The organism is Endozoicomonas sp. SESOKO2, from assembly GCF_024606245.1.
Classification (GTDB): Bacteria; Pseudomonadota; Gammaproteobacteria; order Pseudomonadales; family Endozoicomonadaceae; genus Endozoicomonas_A.
Map to the genome: position 1 here is coordinate 1 of NZ_JAHHPQ010000718.1, position 16930 is coordinate 16930.

Annotated in this window: 15 protein-coding genes and 1 pseudogene; 12 read left to right on the plus strand and 4 right to left on the minus strand. The window is 48.1% G+C overall.

The genetic code is table 11. The features are described from left to right. Positions 1 to 21 precede the first annotated feature (21 nt). Together KDK17_RS17195 and KDK17_RS17200 are read right to left on the minus strand one after the other, a co-directional pair. Complete coding sequence (locus KDK17_RS17195) at positions 22 to 486, minus strand: hypothetical protein (RefSeq protein ID WP_257254106.1); 465 nt, start codon at positions 484 to 486, stop codon at positions 22 to 24. A 224-nt stretch (positions 487 to 710) separates the two neighbouring features. Further along, positions 711 to 1061, minus strand: a complete 351-nt coding sequence (locus KDK17_RS17200; RefSeq protein WP_257254105.1) for a hypothetical protein — start codon at positions 1059 to 1061, stop codon at positions 711 to 713. A gap of 240 nt (positions 1062 to 1301) precedes the next feature. On the opposite strand from KDK17_RS17200, the gene KDK17_RS17205 reads away from it, so the two are divergent. Continuing rightward, positions 1302 to 2960 carry a hypothetical protein gene (locus KDK17_RS17205; RefSeq protein WP_257254103.1) on the plus strand — a complete coding sequence of 553 codons (1659 nt, stop codon included), beginning with the start codon at positions 1302 to 1304 and terminating at the stop codon, positions 2958 to 2960. Between the two features lie 34 nt (positions 2961 to 2994). Continuing rightward, positions 2995 to 4608, plus strand: a complete 1614-nt coding sequence (locus KDK17_RS17210) for a hypothetical protein (protein ID WP_257288647.1) — start codon at positions 2995 to 2997, stop codon at positions 4606 to 4608. A 37-nt stretch (positions 4609 to 4645) separates the two neighbouring features. On the opposite strand, the gene KDK17_RS17215 is transcribed toward KDK17_RS17210, so the two are convergent. Together KDK17_RS17215 and KDK17_RS17220 are read right to left on the minus strand one after the other, a co-directional pair. Beyond that, complete coding sequence (locus tag KDK17_RS17215) at positions 4646 to 5266, minus strand: isochorismatase family protein (RefSeq protein ID WP_257288648.1); 621 nt, start codon at positions 5264 to 5266, stop codon at positions 4646 to 4648. A 30-nt stretch (positions 5267 to 5296) separates the two neighbouring features. After that, positions 5297 to 5977 (minus strand): pirin family protein, encoded by a 681-nt coding sequence (locus KDK17_RS17220; RefSeq protein ID WP_257254100.1) that lies wholly within the window; start codon positions 5975 to 5977, stop codon positions 5297 to 5299. Positions 5978 to 6083: 106 nt separating this feature from the next. Here KDK17_RS17220 and KDK17_RS17225 point away from each other — a divergent pair, with 106 nt between their 5' ends. The 10 genes and pseudogenes from KDK17_RS17225 to KDK17_RS17270 all read left to right on the plus strand — a co-directional run. Further along, positions 6084 to 6962 carry a LysR family transcriptional regulator gene (locus tag KDK17_RS17225; RefSeq protein WP_257255146.1) on the plus strand — a complete coding sequence of 293 codons (879 nt, stop codon included), beginning with the start codon at positions 6084 to 6086 and terminating at the stop codon, positions 6960 to 6962. Then, entirely contained in the window at positions 6962 to 9910 is a 2949-nt protein-coding gene (glnE, locus tag KDK17_RS17230; RefSeq protein ID WP_257282280.1) for a bifunctional [glutamate--ammonia ligase]-adenylyl-L-tyrosine phosphorylase/[glutamate--ammonia-ligase] adenylyltransferase, read from the plus strand. Before KDK17_RS17225 ends, glnE begins: the two co-directional genes overlap by 1 nt. A 367-nt stretch (positions 9911 to 10277) precedes the next feature. Continuing rightward, positions 10278 to 11204 carry a branched-chain amino acid transaminase gene (locus tag KDK17_RS17235; protein WP_257282281.1) on the plus strand — a complete coding sequence of 309 codons (927 nt, stop codon included), beginning with the start codon at positions 10278 to 10280 and terminating at the stop codon, positions 11202 to 11204. Between the two features lie 226 nt (positions 11205 to 11430). Then, positions 11431 to 12474: a lipopolysaccharide heptosyltransferase II gene (gene waaF / locus KDK17_RS17240; RefSeq protein WP_257288649.1), complete on the plus strand. Its 1044-nt coding sequence runs from the start codon at positions 11431 to 11433 to the stop codon at positions 12472 to 12474. Between the two features lie 2 nt (positions 12475 to 12476). Next, entirely contained in the window at positions 12477 to 13478 is a 1002-nt protein-coding gene (gene waaC / locus KDK17_RS17245) for a lipopolysaccharide heptosyltransferase I (protein ID WP_257288652.1), read from the plus strand. Then, the gene (locus KDK17_RS17250) at positions 13475 to 14650 is read left to right on the plus strand and encodes a glycosyltransferase family 4 protein (protein WP_257288650.1); all 1176 of its coding nucleotides are present in this window, start codon (positions 13475 to 13477) and stop codon (positions 14648 to 14650) included. The genes waaC and KDK17_RS17250 overlap by 4 nt, the downstream gene beginning before the upstream one ends. A gap of 12 nt (positions 14651 to 14662) precedes the next feature. Continuing rightward, positions 14663 to 15379, plus strand: a complete 717-nt coding sequence (locus KDK17_RS17255; protein ID WP_257282285.1) for a glycosyltransferase family 32 protein — start codon at positions 14663 to 14665, stop codon at positions 15377 to 15379. Between the two features lie 29 nt (positions 15380 to 15408). Continuing rightward, positions 15409 to 16218 carry a lipopolysaccharide core heptose(I) kinase RfaP gene (gene rfaP, locus KDK17_RS17260; RefSeq protein WP_257274933.1) on the plus strand — a complete coding sequence of 270 codons (810 nt, stop codon included), beginning with the start codon at positions 15409 to 15411 and terminating at the stop codon, positions 16216 to 16218. 99 nt (positions 16219 to 16317) lie between these two features. Continuing rightward, the gene (locus KDK17_RS17265) at positions 16318 to 16572 is read left to right on the plus strand and encodes a type II toxin-antitoxin system Phd/YefM family antitoxin (RefSeq protein WP_257288651.1); all 255 of its coding nucleotides are present in this window, start codon (positions 16318 to 16320) and stop codon (positions 16570 to 16572) included. A gap of 9 nt (positions 16573 to 16581) precedes the next feature. Further along, positions 16582 to 16830: pseudogene (locus tag KDK17_RS17270) on the plus strand (Txe/YoeB family addiction module toxin); the annotation flags it as partial. Between the last annotated feature and the right edge of the window lie 100 nt (positions 16831 to 16930).

Sequence of the window (16930 nt, forward strand, 5' to 3'; positions counted from 1 at the left end):
TGCGAGCTATCCATCCCCGAACTAGAAGTACGGGGCTTTCCGCTCAATTTGGTAAAAGAGCGGTGTGTCATCGGGCAGTGTTTCCAGCTCACAAGGTTTACCGTTAATAGTGACGTTTGTTTGCAGACGGATATGTCTTTGCATCTCATCAAGTTCTGCGATTGACAGCAGCCTCTGTTCTGCTGCATCCAGCAGATTCTCCGGCAACAGGGAGACCTCCGGTTGCGGTGTGGTCACTGTAATCAGATTTCGTAATGAATGACAATGATGCCCAATGTAATCACTCAGTGGCTTCTTTTGTTTTATTAATGCATCGTCGCTTGCCGCAACCATTGGAGCGGCTGGAACTGCTTGCCAGACAGGCGTATCCTTTTTCTGATGATCCGGCTGTTTGCCCGGATACGAATGATTTGAGTCTGATTGAACTGCATGTGTTACTGCAGTTTTATTTTGGTGGCAGCTACTTTGCCCAATGGGACTATCCATTTTATATATGCCCGAGTTAAAGTCAGCAGTGATTGAAAAGTTTAATTACTTAATCCACTGATACTAATTAATAGCCAGCATCTTAATAGCCAGCGCCTGAATTTTTTAATGATCCTGGGGTCAAAAAAATTACACAACCTTAACTATGACAAGGATGTTTTTATAAAGTTCACTGAAAAAAACTTTCATGCGTACAATACCGCTACAACCCATAAGCCTTTGCGTTAATGGAAGTACCCGTTTACAGCAAAGACACTGAAAATCGTGGTAATGAGGCCGCCAAAGGTAATCCAGTATTGCCGGTGCATGGAGTCCATTTCAGCGCGAACTGTGGCCACATCGTTACGAACATCTGTTATTTCTGCACGCAAGTCTGTGAATCCTTTGTGCATATCAATTCTCAGTTCGTGGTAACGTTCATCGGTGCGTGCTTGGATTTGCAGCATAGCTTCTTGCAAGACGAGTATATCTTTTTTACTGGCATTGTATTCAGGGTCAAGGGAAGCACTGACCCTGCTGGCCAGCTCTTCATCGATACCAATGCGCTTTAGCTCTGAGAATAACGACTTTTCCATAACCACCCCGGCAAAAACTGAATCACAGCGTAGATCAGGGATGACGTTTCGACCACCCGGAAGGAATAGACCAAAAAGCCAATGTTCTGACAGGCCAAAGATGCCGAACAAAAAAAAGCTCACGACTCTTTTGCAGTAGCGGGTTTTTTTTACCCGCTGCAACCGTTTGTTTTTGAAAAAAACACGCTTATTTTTTTGCTCTATCACCTTCTTAGTCTAACTTTCCTCTCAAGAAAATGAATGCCTGAGCACTACGAGCAACAAACTATTAACGTATCCATGTGGGATCTAATGAAGAAATCATTCTCTGCGGTACTGCTTTTAATGCTTTCGTGGCTGTCTGCCGTTTGCCAAGCCGAATCATTGACGGGCGACTCGTCATACCTTGCCGACACAAACGGCTATGCAGAGTCAACTTTTCCTCCTCATGACAACCCATTTAATCTTGGCGGTTACGGGGTAAAAACCTCCTTTTTTGAGTCGATCCCGTGGCCATTGATTCACGCCGCTCACTTTCTGGTTGCTTACGAAAGGGTTGTGACCACCAATGACGCCGCTCTGAACACCAAAGCCTATTCATGGATACCTGTGGAAGCATTTTTCGCTGTTGGCTGGCTTTTGGAAAGATATTGGAACGACGATTCGCTGCAGCTCAACCCAATGGATCAATCGGAGTCAAGTCAGGATCACCCATTTGAGATCACCACTATGATGCTCCCCGGGCAGGGGCAACAACAAAATGGCCAACAACAAAGTGGCCAACAAAACCCGCCATCAGCATCATCCGGCCAGCAGGCCTCTGGATCAACCACGCAACTCAAAGGCTCTTCTTTCAGGTTTATGCTCTCCGGCTCTGGCGACGACGGTAACCAGGGCCCTGAACAACAACAGCATACATACGGTTTAAATTGTCACGTCGATTCCTGTAATGGCGTTTGTAAACTCCAGCGCCCATCCGGTAGTAGCGATTTAGCTGAAGGGGGCCAGCAAGACGCTCCTTCCCATGCTCGAAGAGAGATTGAACCTTGGTTAGCTCGTCTGTTGTTCGGTAACATAGGTAGTGACCCGTCCCGAAATCCTCATTTACCCAGCCTTGAAGAGTGTCTTATTAGAATTGCTCATCAAGAAACCGGGGCGTTATCAGATTTTGAAGAATTTGATCCTTCAAGTGTTGACGAAAAAACATTATCCAGACTTTCATCTGAATTTTTCGTTCGTCCAATTTTAAATTTTCTGAATTACAGAATCCTCATGAATAAACACGACACTAGCGACGAGTACGTACATCTTGCTGCTGCAATGTGCCATGCCCTGGAGAATGAATATGAATGTATTGTTGACTGTTGTGCCAATTGTGCCCATAACTTCGAATTAGGCTTCAGCCACCCGCTTAGCCGTATGGCCGAGTTGTTAACAAAACCTGATTCACGTCACTTGAACTTGCATCAGTTCAGAGTAGATGTCATCGAAGGCTTGAATACAGATCGCCAGACGCTTGTAGAGAAGATTGCCCGTCGAGAGTCAGAGCGTGTAAACACTGTTCTTCAACAAGGCTCATCCATAGAAGACAAGTATGAGCCGGTTGGTAATTTTGTATTAATTTTCTTTGCCCTTTCCGCCAACAAACGAGAAGAAGCAGGTGATTTTTTCAGGAAGGTTTGTTTTACAGATGCAGACGGCAACAGCATACCCCGTAATCCTCCCCCAGAATACAGCACAGAGTTCACAACTGAACCCACAGATACTTATAAATATGTTTATTCTTCAGTAAGGAATATAAAAGATACTACTCATTTACAAAGACTCGTTAATCAACTTGCAGACTATTTAGTTCCAGATAAGGGCGCTGCCTCAACAAGTTGTGGAAATAAGCCCAACCGGAAAACCGCTGGTGAATGATAAAGGTCTCCAGGAGACTATCAAAGGTGATCTAATGCAAAACTCGTTCACTATGGCGCTGCTGATACTGTTTTCATGGTTCTCTGTCGTCTGTCAGGCCGAATCATTGAAGGGACATTTGGTTGTCGGGTTTCAACAGGATGGAAGCTTTTCAAAAGAGAGCTTTTCTATAAAGCCAGACCAACATACATTGGGTAACCCTTTATACCTTGCCGACACAAACGGCTATGCAGAGTCAACTTTTCTGCCAGATGACAACCCACCCGGACCTGGCGGTTACGGGGCAAAAAACTCCTTTTTTGAGTCAATCTCCTGGCCATTGATTTACGCCACTCATTTTCTGGTGGCTAACGAACTGATTATGACCACCAGTGACGCCGCTCTGAACGCAAAACCCTATTCAAGAATACCATTAGAAGTGTTTGTCACCCTTGGCTGGCTATTGGAAAGATATTGGAACAACGATTTGCCGCAGTTCAAGCCGATGGATCAACCGGAGTCAAGTCAGGATCACCCATTTGCAATCATCACTATGATGCTCCCCGGGCAGGGTCAACAACAAAGTGGCCAACAAAATAGTGGCCAACAAAACCCGCCATCAGCATCATCCGGTCGGCAGGCCTCTGCATCAAACAACCTACTTAGAGGCTGTTTTTTCAGATTTACGTTTTCCGGCTCTGGCGGCGGTAACCAGGGCCCTGAACAACAACAGCACACTTACGGCTTCAATTGTTACGTCGGTTCCTGCCGTGGCGTTTGTAAAGTCCAACCGCCATCCGGTAGTAGCGAGTTGGCTGGAGGGGGCCAGCAAAACGCTCCTTCCCATACTCAAAGAGAGATTGAACATCCGATACCTCGTCCGTTGCTCGGTCATGGAGGTGATGACCCGTCCCGGAATACTCATCAACCCAACCTTGATCTTTCAGAGGACGACGAAGAAATACCTTTCAAAGTTTTGGATAAGTTTTTTGTTAATCCAATACTACATGTGTTGAATTGCATGAGGCTCGTGGATAAACAAGAAATTGGCGACGTGTATGTCCATCTTGCTGCTGCGATGTGCAATGCCCTGGGGGAAGACTATGAATATATTGTTGATTATTGTGCCAGTTGTACCCATACCTTCCGCTTTGGCTTCACCCACTCCCTTGCCCGCATAGCCAGGATGTCAAGAACATTTCACGCACGTAGAAGCTTTAACTTGCAACAGTTCACAAGAAATGTCATCGAAGGTTTGTATACAAATCGACAGGCTCTTGTAGAAAAGATTGCCCGTCGAGAGATAGAGCGTATAAACATTATTCTTCAACAAGGCTCATCCCTGGAAGACAAGTATGAGGCGGTTGGTAATTTTGCATTAATTTTCTTTGCCCTTTCCGCCAACAAACGAGATGAAACAATTGATCTTTTCCGGGAGGCTTGTTTTAAAGATGCAGATGGCAACTGGATAACTCGGGATAATGAACCCACAGAACCCTCTGTATATTTCACAACTGAACCCACAGAAACTTATAAATCTGTTTATTCTTCGATAAGGAATATAAAAGATATTACTCATTTACAAAGACTGGTAAACCAGCTTAAAAACTATTTAATTCCGGATAAGGACACTACTTCAACAAGTTGTGAAAATAGCGCCACCCAATGACCATTGGGTGGCGAACTGCTGCGTTCGCCACTCATTATTAACCCCTGGCGAAATAACTGTTCATCACATATCCATATTTGGTCGTATGATCAGCCAATACCTGTCCCAAGGCTTCACCGTATTCACTGCGCCAGTCGTTCATCAGCTCTGCCAGAACCGAAACCCATGTCGTCACTTTCACACCTGCCTGACTCAAACGCTGTATCGTGACTTCCTGAACCGTTTTATTCCAGGTACCCGAGGCATCGATCACAGCGTACACATCGTAGCCTTCTTCAACGGCGGACAAGGCCGGAAACAGCAAACATACGTCGGTTACAACACCCGCCATGATGATTTTTCTGCGGCCTGTTTTCTCAACGGCCTGCCTGAATGCCAGGCTATCCCATGCATTGATCTGCCCTTCACGTTCAATCACTTCCCCACCCAGTACGTCGGTAATTTCAGGCATCACCGGACCATTTGGCCCCTCGGGTAAGCTGGCGGTCACCACCGATGGCAAGCCAATGGCTTTTGCCGTTCTGGTCAGACCGACAATGTTGTTTTTCAGCACGGTCGGGTGTTCATCACCCAGTCCAACCATCAGCCCTGTCTGGTGGTCAATCATTGCCAATACAGCGTTGTCTGGCGTTAAAAATTCAGAGTATTTTTTGGTCATGATCACGTCCTTATTATTATGTCTTTTTGATTAGAAAGATTCGGTAAAAATTAAGATCAGCTGGCTGTCCTGATGGGCGACAAAGTTCAATTCAGTCGTTCTCACCAAAGTGCCGGCCTGGATGGTTTCGTCATTGATGCTTGCCTCTCCGGTACTGAGGTAAGCCATAACTTCGCCACTATGCTGTGTCTGATACTCCTCTGTAGCCTGAACCATTTCGATCACGGTGTGGCTATCAAACGTTTTCGTCTGTTTTTTGCTTCCTCCATAAATACGTGTCCTGACGTTGGCTTCGGGGGTATAAGCTTTGTAGCCCGCCGGCTCACCTTCTGTTTCTGGCAAAACCCAGAGTTGAATCAATTGATTGGCCGTTCCATCCGGATTCACTTCGTTGTGTGTGAATCCTTCTCCACCCGCTCGTTGTGCCTGCGCCTCTCCAGTGATCAGGCCTCTTCCATGTTCCAGAGATCCACCATGACTCACGCGACCTTTTGCCATGACACTGATGACGTCGATCTCATGATGCGGGTGCATACCTGTCTCACCATGAGGCAAGAACCTGGCATCAGCAAGATAAACGAAGTTGCCAATACCATTCGCTGTCTCAGGGCGCTTGCGAGCACCAAATACCCGATAATCGGTAACGACCTGTTTTTCTTCCAGTCCGGCGAAACCACCCTGTGGCAGTTGGTCTAATGTCAAAATTTCCATCGCTCAATCCTTGATTGTTTCGTTAAGTGATGAAGCTAGATTAGTTTGTTATCTAAAATTGATATATATTCATTCATACACAACACTGTTCAATATTTGATAACAAATGACTGACCTTAACGATCTTATGGTGTTCGCAACGGTAGTAGAGAGAGGCAGCTTTACTCAGGCTGCGGAAGTAATGAATACGCCAAAATCCAACATCAGCCGCAAGATCACCCGGCTGGAGTCCCAGTTGGGTGTGCGGCTATTGGAGCGTTCCACCAGAACGCTGCATCTGACTGAAATCGGTCAGCGCTACTACACATACTGCAAAAGGATCAAAGAGGAATATGAAGCCGCAGGCAGCGCAGTGGAATCCATGTTAGAAAAACCTCAAGGGCGCCTTAGAGTGTGCACCTCTCTCGGTGTCGGTCAGGCATTACTTGGCGATCACCTTGCCCATTACTGTCAATGCTACCCTGAGGTTGAACTTGATCTTAGTTTGACCAATCGACGTGTTGATCTGATTGAAGAAGGGTATGATCTGGCGTTTAGAATCGGAGACTTGCCGGACTCCGGACTTGTTGCCAGAAAACTTTGCTCCATCCGTCTGCGTCTATATGCGGCTCCGGGTTTTGCAAAACAGAACATCAAAACGCCCAGTGACTTGTTAGAGCATCCATTAATGTTGATGAGTGCGAAAGAACGCAGCCCCGATTGGCATCTCTTTTGCGCAGATGAAACTGCGACCTTGAGGTTTGAGCCGACTGTGCGCTGCGATGACTTTTCCATGCTGATGAGAATGTCCATCAAAGGACTGGGCATCACCGAACTGCCGGAGTATATGGCAAAGCGTGAATTGGCAAAAGGCACACTCATCAATATTCTTCCCGATTGGCAATTTGAGCCTGTCGACTTATATGCACTGTACCCCAGTCACCGTGGCTCAACACCCAAAGTTCGAGCACTGCTCAACCACCTTTCAACAGAGGGTTTCCAATAATGGAGTTGCCAGATGACAGCCTTGAGCCGATAAAAAGCCTTGAGCCAATGAACTGCCCTGCACCGGTAAAAACCATCCTGAAGAAACAATGGGACGAGTTTCTGGAAACCTGTCGGACAAAAGACCTGACTGACAGGCCTGACTCATTATCTCCCGCATTTCTCGCTCAACTTTATAAAACCTGGGCAGGCAGCGATTTTGCTTTTGAACAATGCCTGAAGCATCCGGATCTTGTTTTCCAACTCCACCAGAATCCGGATAGGTTAGAAACAGCCAAACCTGACAGGCACCAACAGGCACTTCACCTGCTCACTCAGGACGCAGCACTCAACGAAAACGACCTGATGTATCAACTTCGGGTATATAGAAACCGGGAGATGGTCAACATCATCTGGCGCGACCTCAACCGTCTGTGCACCATGCAGGAAACCACGCAGGATCTTTCTGCCATGGCCGATGCCTGCGTCGATCAGGCACTAAACTGGCTCTATCAAGAAGCCTGCAAAACCTGGGGCACCCCAATGGGTGCTTCTTATGGTGAGTCGCCTCAACCACAAAAGATGATCGTACTCGGCATGGGCAAACTGGGAGGGCAAGAGCTGAACCTTTCCTCCGACATCGACCTGATGTTCACTTACCCCCACAAAGGTGAAACCGTCGGTGGGAGCCGCTCTCTGGATAATCAGGAGTTCTTTATCCGGCTGGGGCAGCGTCTGATCAAAGTCATAGACAGCCAGACAGTCGACGGCTTTGTATTTCGGGTTGATATGCGTCTAAGGCCTTATGGTACCAGTGGTGCTCTGGCAATGAGTTTTTCCGCTATGGAGCAGTATTACCAGGATCAGGGCAGAGACTGGGAGCGCTACGCCATGATCAAGGCCAGAGCTATTGCCGGAGATATCCCTGAAGGTCAGAATCTGCTCAACATTTTGAAGCCATTCACTTTTAGAAGGTACATTGACTTCAGCGCTATTTCTGCACTCAGGGATATGAAAACCCTGATTCAAAGAGAAGTGAAGCGCAAAGGCATGGAAGGCAACATCAAACTGGGTCCTGGCGGCATCAGAGAAATTGAGTTCATTGCCCAATCATTCCAGCTGATACACGGCGGCCGGGATCGAAGTCTACAGGAGAAGGGGTTGCTCACTATCCTAAGCCTGCTCTCTCCCCAATACCTGCCAGAAGAAGTCACTCAAGCGTTAACTGACGCCTATATCTACCTTCGCAATATTGAGCATGCTATTCAAGCCTTACAGGACAGGCAAACACAGGAGCTGCCGGTGGACAGCCAGCAACAGGAAAGAATTGCTTTTAGCATGGGACATCAGGACTGGCCTTCCCTGATGAGTACGCTGGATGTTCACAGGGAGCAAGTCGTCAGCCACTTTGACGAAGTCGTGTCTGTACCGGAAACATCCAGCGATCAACAGCAGACGGTACAGGAGCACTGGAAACTGCTGTGGCAGTGCAACCTCACCGAAGACGAGGAATTAAAACAGTTTCAGGAGAACCATTTTTCAGAGCCACAAGCGTCGAGGCGACGCCTGTTAGCGCTCAGGGATGGCAAAGCCATTACCAGAATCCGCCGCCAAAGCCGTGAGCGACTCGATCATTTCATGCCGTCACTACTGGAGCACATTGGTCAAAGTGAACAACCTGATCTGGCTCTGATACGCATCCTTCCTCTTATTGAAAGCGTTTTGCGCCGAACAGCTTATCTGGTTCTACTGATGGAAAACCCCAAAGCACTGGAACACCTCATCAGCCTCTGCATAGCCAGCCCCTGGATAGCAGACCAAATCGCCCGGCACCCGGCCTTGCTGGATGAGTTCCTGGATATCGGTGACCTTTATAACCCACCCGAAAAGGCGGAACTTGAGCAAGATCTCAGACAACAACTGACGCATATTCCGGAAGATGATCTGGAAGCCCAGATGGAAGCACTGCGCTACTTTAAGATGTCACATCTGTTGAGAGTAGCGGCAGCACAGGTCGCAGGGACATTACCCTTAATGAAGGAAAGTGATTATCTGACCTGGATTGCCGAAGCGTTGCTGGATCAGGTGGTCGGCCTTGCCTGGAAAACCATGATTGAGCGGCACGGACATCCTGCGGGTAAAGACGGTTCTATCTGTGACCCCGGCTTTATCATCATTGGCTACGGCAAACTCGGCGGCATTGAACTTGGCCCTGGATCAGATCTGGATCTGGTGTTCGTGCATAATGGTGCCACCCATAAAGAAACAGACGGCCCGCGCCCTATAGAAAGCTCCACATTCTACACACGACTGGGTCAGAGAATCATACACATCCTCACTGCTCAAACCCCTTCCGGAAGACTCTATGAAGTCGACATGCGTCTCCGTCCTTCCGGTGCTTCCGGAATGCTGGTCAGCTCACTGACGTCTTTTGAAAAGTACCAGCGCAATGAAGCCTGGACCTGGGAACATCAGGCTCTGGTCCGAGCCAGGGCAGTGGCTGGCGATAAACAGCTGACAGCACAATTTGAATCACTGCGAAAAAGCATTCTGGCTACTGACAGGGAGCCTGCGACCTTAAAAGAAGAGGTCATCAAGATGCGTCGAAAGATGAAAGAACATCTGACAAAATCCCGACGGGATAAACGAGTCCAACCCCTCTTCAATCTAAAGCATGATCGCGGCGGCATTGTCGATATCGAGTTTCTGATGCAATACGCCGTATTAGCCCATGCACACTCTCACCCCGAGGTTGCGCGTTTCACGGATAACATTCGAATCTCGGAGTCACTGGAAAAAGCCGGCTACCTGACTGCCCGTGAAGCTGAAGGACTCAGAGAAGCTTATAAATTCCTGAGAAAAGCGGCTCACTTAAAAGCTCTGCAAAACGAGCCATCCTTTGTGGACATCCTCCGGGTAGAGCCCTTCACCCGACAGGTTGAAGCACTTTGGCAACAATGGATGGAATGAATGTCCCGGCGCAGCGCTTGCGACAGGCTCAGCGGTTTGGAATCATCAGCAAAGTATGATCCAATACCCATCTGCCTGCCGATTACCGAAGCACAGACAGAATCATGGTCGCCCTATCCACAGCGGCCTGCCAGCCAGGCCTGAGACCCACCCGGCTGAGTAGCCATGAGCACGAAACAGCCGTGAGCATAGATAGCATGAGCATAGAAAGACTGCCGTCGCCCAAAGCAACGAATAGACTTTCACAAAAAACAGGGTCTTCAATAAAATCACAATACCACCATGAGAAAACAAGGCTGCCCCGTTGACCATGAACATAGCCGCATTCTCATGGTTGAAATAACTGGATTGCATCGGGAGTTTTCGCATGTCCTTCGCCGATAGAGATGGCGTTATTTGGTTTGATGGCAAGCTGGTTCCATGGCGAGAAGCACAAACCCACGTTCTGACCCATACCCTGCACTATGGCATGGGCGTCTTTGAAGGTGTTCGAGCCTACAACACCGACAAGGGCCCCTCTATTTTCCGCCTGGAAGAGCATACTGACCGACTGTTCAGAAGTGCCCACATTCTGGGGATGAAGATCCCTTACTCCCGTGAAGAGCTGATCGAAGCTCAAAAGCTGGTGGTTCGTGAAAACGGTTTGGACAGTGCCTATCTCCGCCCCATGTGCTTCCTGGGCTCTGAAGGCATGGGCCTTCGTGCAGAAGGACTAACGGTTCATTGTATCATTGCAGCATGGAACTGGCCTTCCTACATGGACCCGGATGCCAAAGAAAAAGGTATCAAAATCCGTACCTCTTCCTACACCCGTCACCACGTCAACATCACCATGTGCAAGGCCAAGGCGAATGGTAACTACATGAACTCCATGCTGGCACTGCGTGAAGCCCTGGACAGTGGCTGTGAAGAAGCTCTGCTGCTGGACAATGAAGGTTATGTCGCCGAAGGCAGTGGTGAAAACATCTTCATTGTGAAAGAAGATGGTATTCTCTACACACCTGAGCTGACATCCTGTCTGGAGGGGATTACCCGCGACACTATTATCCGTTTTGCCCGGGAACTGGGTCTGGAAGTGAGAGAAAAACGTATTACGCGTGACGAAGTTTATATTGCTAAAGAAGCCTTCTTTACGGGTACGGCAGCCGAAGTGCTGCCTATTCGCGAGCACGATGGCCGTATCATAGGCAGCGGTCAACGCGGCCCGATCACCGAGCAACTGCAAAGCATGTACTTTGATCAGGTACAGGGCAAGCGGGAAGCCTACCCTGAGTGGCTGGCTCATGTGAAGTAATTCACTCAGGCAAGCTGTAACAATTACGAGTTATTGATCAAAAAAGTGGCGTATAATCTGCGCCACTTTTTATTTACATCCCTGACCTGTCAGAGTCCGGGATACGCTTACTCATTTGAAACTGGGCTCGAACCAGTTTGCTTATTCTGCCATCGGTGACAGCTTGCTCTCACCGAGGGCGGTAGCGTGCCCAATTGCAAGAGCTGGAAACAGGAACTGCCACACCGTGAAGTACTTGATTGTCGGTCCCTCCTGGGTGGGGGATATGGTAATGGCTCAGACTTTGTTCATTGCCCTGAAACGACAACATTCAGAGGCTGTCATCGACGTGCTGGCACCAGGCTGGAGCCGCCCCATTATTGAGCGAATGCCTGAAGTTCGCAGCGGGATAGATATGCCTGTAGGACACGGCAGCCTGAATCTGACCATGCGCAACAGGATAGCCAGAAACCTGAAAGCTGAAGGATATGACGTGGCCATTCTTCTACCCAACTCACTGAAGTCTGCCCTGATACCATTCCTTGCTGGCATTCCCGTCAGAATTGGCTGGCGGGGAGAAATGAGGTACGGCCTGCTCAACGACTTAAGAGTTCTGGATAAAGAACAATACCCTCTGATGGTTGAACGCTTTGTTGCGTTAGCCTATCCGGCAAAGTCGCCACTGCCCTCTCCTCTCCCCAAACCCGCCTTGAGTGTTGAAAACCACAGTGTTGCCAATGCATTGCACCGCTATCAACTATCCGATGACCTGCCCATTCTTGCGCTGTGTCCCGGCGCTGAATTCGGCCCCTCGAAACAATGGCCTGCCGGTTATTATGGCGAGGTGGCTTTGACGGTGGCTCAGAAAGGCTGGCAAGTATGGTTATTCGGCTCCGAAAAAGACCGCGCTGTCACCGATGAAATCATGAGTTACCTGCCCGGAAACCTGCAAAAGCGTTGTTTTAATCTGGCAGGACAAACCACTCTGGCCGATGCTGTTGACCTGATGTCTTTGGCCAGTGCTGTGGTTTCAAACGACTCTGGTCTTATGCACATTGCCGCTGCACTTTCTCGACCACTGGTGGCTGTCTACGGCTCAACCACTGCCGCTCATACCCCCCCAATGAACGACAACAGTGAAACACTCTGGTTGGGACTGAACTGTAGCCCCTGTTTCAAACGTGAATGCCCTCTGGAACATATGGACTGTATGAAAAAGCTGGGACCCGAAATGGTTCTGGACGCCCTGAAGCGACTGTCTGGTGAGCAGACTCTGGAGATTCAGGGTTGAAAGTGCTTATTGTAAAAACCACATCTATGGGCGACGTAATTCACACACTTCCAGCCCTAACCGATGCCGCAAAAGCCATTCCGGGTATCCGGTTTGACTGGGTCGTAGAAGAAGGGTTTGCAGAAATCCCGCGCTGGCATCCTGCTGTCGATAAAGTCATACCTGTCGCTGTGCGCCGATGGCGAAATTCGATCCTGAATACAGTCAGTTCAGGAGAGTGGTGTCGTTTTCGCAAGGATCTTAAAGCCAGACAGTATGATGCCGTCATTGATGCCCAGGGATTGATGAAGAGTGCCCTGATTACCCGCATGGCAAAAGGCCCTAAGTTCGGATTGGATAAAAACTCAGCCAGAGAGCCTGTTGTTGCAAAATTTTATAACTTTCCACAAAAGGTAAACTGGGAACAACACGCAGTAGAGCGTGTACGTCAGCTGTTCGCCAAATCGCTAAACTACCCATTGCCAGAGCAACCCGGACAGTTTTTGCTCGACCAATCCAGGTTCGATGACGACCTGGTTAACAATAAACCCTATGTCGTCTTTATCCATGGCACCACATGGCCTACCAAACACTGGCCAGAAACCTACTGGTGTCAACTGGCTCAAAAAGTTCAGGCAGCCGGGATGCATATCGTCATTCCGTGGGGCAACGAAAAAGAGAGAGAGCGAGCCAATTGCATTGCAAAGAGTTCCGATAATATTGAGGTGCTGCCACGCCTCAGTCTAACGTGCATTGCTGGCGTCATAGCCAATGCTAAAGCTGCGGTTGCGGTCGATACGGGACTGGGTCATCTAACGGCAGCTCTGGAAACACCCGCTGTTTCTCTCTATGGTCCGACCCGTCCCGACCGGGTAGGAGCCTACGGAAGCTCTCAAACTCATCTGACTGTTGACCAGTGCCCTGAGCGTCAGCTCCCTAAAGCCGACCCGGAAATCTTCACGCCCATGACTCCCGACTATGTCTGGCCCTATCTGGAGAAGCTTCTGCCAGAGGAGCCTTCATGATACTGGCGTTTGCGCTTTACAAGTATTTTCCTTTTGGGGGATTGCAGAGAGATTTCCTGAGAATTGCCCTTGAATGCCAGAAAAGAGGCCACAGGGTTCTTGTTTTCACCACCTGCTGGCAGGGTGAACAACCTGACGGCTTTGATATCCGGTTTCTTAAAGTCAGTGGCCATTCCAACCATGCCAGGATGAAGAGCTTCCAGCAGGAGATCAGCAAAGCATTAGCTCACCAACCCGAAGTGACTTTAGTAGGGTTTAATAAAATGCCGGGGCTGGATATCTATTACGCCGCTGACACCTGTTATCTGGATAAAGCCCAATCAAAAGGCTGGTGGTATCGGCTCACGCCACGCTTCCGAAACTACAAGGCCTTTGAAGAAGCGGTTTTCTCTCAGGAAAGCAAAACCGTTTCCCTGCTGATATCGGCCCTGCAAAAGCCTGTTTTTCAGCATTATTACCACACCCCTGAAGAACGCATTCACTTGCTTCCTCCGGGTATTTCAAGAGATCGATGCCGACCCGACAATGCTGATGCCATTAGAGCAGAATTCAAAAAAGCTTTTGCCCTCACTGATGAAGACAAGCTGGTTCTAATGGTAGGTTCAGGCTTCAAAACCAAAGGTTTGGACCGAGCCATCAAGGCTATTGCCTCATTACCCGCGCACCAAAAACAAAGCACGCGATTCTTTGTTATGGGTCAGGACAAACAAAAACCCTTTGAGTCACTGGCCAAACAATTGGGCATTGAGCATCAGCTTCGTTTTTTTGCTGGCCGTGATGATGTCCCTCGATTTCTGCTGGGTGCAGACCTGCTGATTCATCCAGCGTACAACGAGAATACTGGTACCGTTCTGCTCGAAGCACTGGTTGCAGGACTGCCTGTGCTGACCACCGATGTCTGTGGCTATGCACACTATATCCGTGACGCCAAAGCAGGCACCGTACTGCCCAGTCCTTTTAACCAGGGCTCTCTGAATGAGGCTCTCAGCACAATGCTTGAGTCAGAGCATTGGCTGGAATGGCAAAACAACGCCCTTGCTTTTAGCCGCTCTGAGGATCTGTATAGCCTTCCTGAGCAGGCTGCTGATGTTATTATTGAACAGGCTGATCGAAAGTCTGGCAAGAATGCCTGGCCCACTCCCAGCAACCAGTCGTTGAAGTCATATTTATAGGCGTACGAGTCAATGCACCCTAAAAAGATTCATTATTGCTGGTTTGGTGGACCACTTCCTGAACAGGAACGACTTTATATCAAGAATTGGCAGAACGTCTTTCCTGATTATGAAATCATACATTGGAATGAAGACAACATTCCGAGAGGGCACCCATACCTTGAAAGCATGCTTAGTGCTAAAAAGTGGGCGTTTCTGGCTGACTATGTTCGCCTGTATGTTTTATACGAACATGGTGGTATCTATTTCGATACCGATATCGAGGTTAAGCAGAACTTTGAACATGAACTTCAAGATGATGTCTGCTGCCTTTTTGGTTTTGAATCCGATGAAAATCACCATAGGTGCTACATAGGCACTGCTGTGATTGCTGCCAAAAAACAGGCACCTTTTGTCAAAACCCTCATGAATCAGTACGATATAAAGCTAGCTAAGAGGATCCTTAGAAAAGATCATCTGACAGGCCCCAAACTGTTAACGAAATTACTTCAAGAAAAAGGACTCAGGAAGGCTGTTACTCAAAAGATTGAGGGTATCAAGTTACTTCACAGATCCTTTATGTACCCTGATCAGCAAAATACCCATGAGGTTGAGCACTGCTATACCATTCATCATGAAGTCGGCTCCTGGGTACCCACGTCAAGGTCAATGTCCCTGAAAAATAAACTTTTCAAGAAAAAAAGAAAGCTTTCTGAGTGGCTGGATAAGTCATTCAAATCTCACCAATAGTAGTGTCTGGATACTGAAATTCTGGCTTCATGTTTTATCTTAGAGACGATTTTAAAAAAGCCTGGCAAGGCAAGGATCCTCAATCACTGCTGGAAACAATGGATGGAGAGGTCTATAGAGCACTTGAGGCTCGTCGTACCTTTCGATTTGAACTGAACGGTAAAGGCTATTTTGCAAAAGTGCATGGCGGCGTGGGCTGGTTTGAAATTCTCGAGAACTTTTTGCATTTGCGCAAACCGGTTCTTGGCGCCAGAAATGAATGGGAAGCCCTGAACAAACTCCATGAGATTGGCATTGATACTATGACACCTGTCGCCTATGGGGAAACCGGGAATAACCCAGCGACACGTCGATCTTTTCTGGTGACCGAAGAGCTAGCAAACATGGTAACTCTGGAAGACTTTTGTGAGCATTGGAAAAACACGCCTCCTTCCTTTCGATTGAAGCAAGCCATGACATTGAAGCTGGCAGAAATCAGCAAAAAACTCCATGACAACGGCGTCAATCATCGTGATTATTATCTGTGCCATTTCATGATGCCTGAAACCCAAGCCCCTGACCCGGAGAACCTGAAGTTTTATCTGATCGATCTCCACCGGGCCCAGATCAGGGATGAAACACCCGACCGATGGCGACTGAAAGACTTATCCGGGATGTACTTCTCAGCCATGGATTATGGCATCACTCGAAATGATGTTTTTCGTTTTTTGAAAGCCTATACAGGGCTGTCTCTCAGAGACACACTGAGAAAATATAACGCTTTGCTCACTCGCATTGAGAAGAAAGCGGTAAAACTGTATCGGCGCATGGAACGAAAGGCGGGGAAAAATGACGTTTAAAGCCCAGGCCTGCACCTTCATTTCCTTCGTTTTCTTACTTGTGCTAGCTGTTGGACAAGTTATAACTGTAGTGAAAACAATACAAGTTGGGGAATTAGCATGAGAATCATTAATTTTTCTGAGGCCAAAAGTCAATTAAAGGCTGTTCTGGATCAGGTGGTAAATGATGCCGATTATACAGTTATCAGAAGAAGAGATGTTGACGATGCGGTGGTGATGTCCCTGGATCATTTCAACGCTTTAATGGAAACAGTGCATCTACTCAAAAGCCCCGAGAACGCCACGCATCTGGAAAGGTCCATTCAGCAGTTTCGCAAGAGCCAAACTGAGCAACAAGGGTTAACCGATGACTGATGTACAGGCTGGACAAAGGAGGCGAGGGCAGACTACCTGTACTGGCAGAAACAAGACAAGAAAACACTCAAACGTATCAACAAGATGATTGCTGATACGCAACGTAATCCGTTTATGGGCATAGGGAAGCCGGAGCCACTAAAAGAAAACCTTTCCGGCTTCTGGTCTAGCAGAATTGATGACACTAACCGTCTGGTTTATGTGGCTGAAGGCAACACCCTGACTATTATTTCCTGTCGTTATCACTACGATTCCTGATGAGAAAGGGCATAAGTTTTAGCAGGCTTCAGACATATTACAGTTAATCTGCTGAACAACACGAAAACCTTCAAAGCAGGCCTGAAGAGAAAACAAAAGA

What these genes read in the sequence shown, in the direction of transcription:
- KDK17_RS17195 (WP_257254106.1), bottom strand. Translation starts at nt 486, where the DNA reads ATGGATAGTCCCATTGGGCAAAGTAGCTGCCACCAAAATAAAACTGCA.
- KDK17_RS17200 (WP_257254105.1), bottom strand. Translation starts at nt 1,061, where the DNA reads ATGGAAAAGTCGTTATTCTCAGAGCTAAAGCGCATTGGTATCGATGAA.
- KDK17_RS17205 (WP_257254103.1), top strand. Translation starts at nt 1,302, where the DNA reads ATGCCTGAGCACTACGAGCAACAAACTATTAACGTATCCATGTGGGAT.
- KDK17_RS17210 (WP_257288647.1), top strand. Translation starts at nt 2,995, where the DNA reads ATGCAAAACTCGTTCACTATGGCGCTGCTGATACTGTTTTCATGGTTC.
- KDK17_RS17215 (WP_257288648.1), bottom strand. Translation starts at nt 5,266, where the DNA reads ATGACCAAAAAATACTCTGAATTTTTAACGCCAGACAACGCTGTATTG.
- KDK17_RS17220 (WP_257254100.1), bottom strand. Translation starts at nt 5,977, where the DNA reads ATGGAAATTTTGACATTAGACCAACTGCCACAGGGTGGTTTCGCCGGA.
- KDK17_RS17225 (WP_257255146.1), top strand. Translation starts at nt 6,084, where the DNA reads ATGACTGACCTTAACGATCTTATGGTGTTCGCAACGGTAGTAGAGAGA.
- glnE (WP_257282280.1), top strand. Translation starts at nt 6,962, where the DNA reads ATGGAGTTGCCAGATGACAGCCTTGAGCCGATAAAAAGCCTTGAGCCA.
- KDK17_RS17235 (WP_257282281.1), top strand. Translation starts at nt 10,278, where the DNA reads ATGTCCTTCGCCGATAGAGATGGCGTTATTTGGTTTGATGGCAAGCTG.
- KDK17_RS17250 (WP_257288650.1), top strand. Translation starts at nt 13,475, where the DNA reads ATGATACTGGCGTTTGCGCTTTACAAGTATTTTCCTTTTGGGGGATTG.
- KDK17_RS17255 (WP_257282285.1), top strand. Translation starts at nt 14,663, where the DNA reads ATGCACCCTAAAAAGATTCATTATTGCTGGTTTGGTGGACCACTTCCT.
- rfaP (WP_257274933.1), top strand. Translation starts at nt 15,409, where the DNA reads ATGTTTTATCTTAGAGACGATTTTAAAAAAGCCTGGCAAGGCAAGGAT.
- KDK17_RS17265 (WP_257288651.1), top strand. Translation starts at nt 16,318, where the DNA reads ATGAGAATCATTAATTTTTCTGAGGCCAAAAGTCAATTAAAGGCTGTT.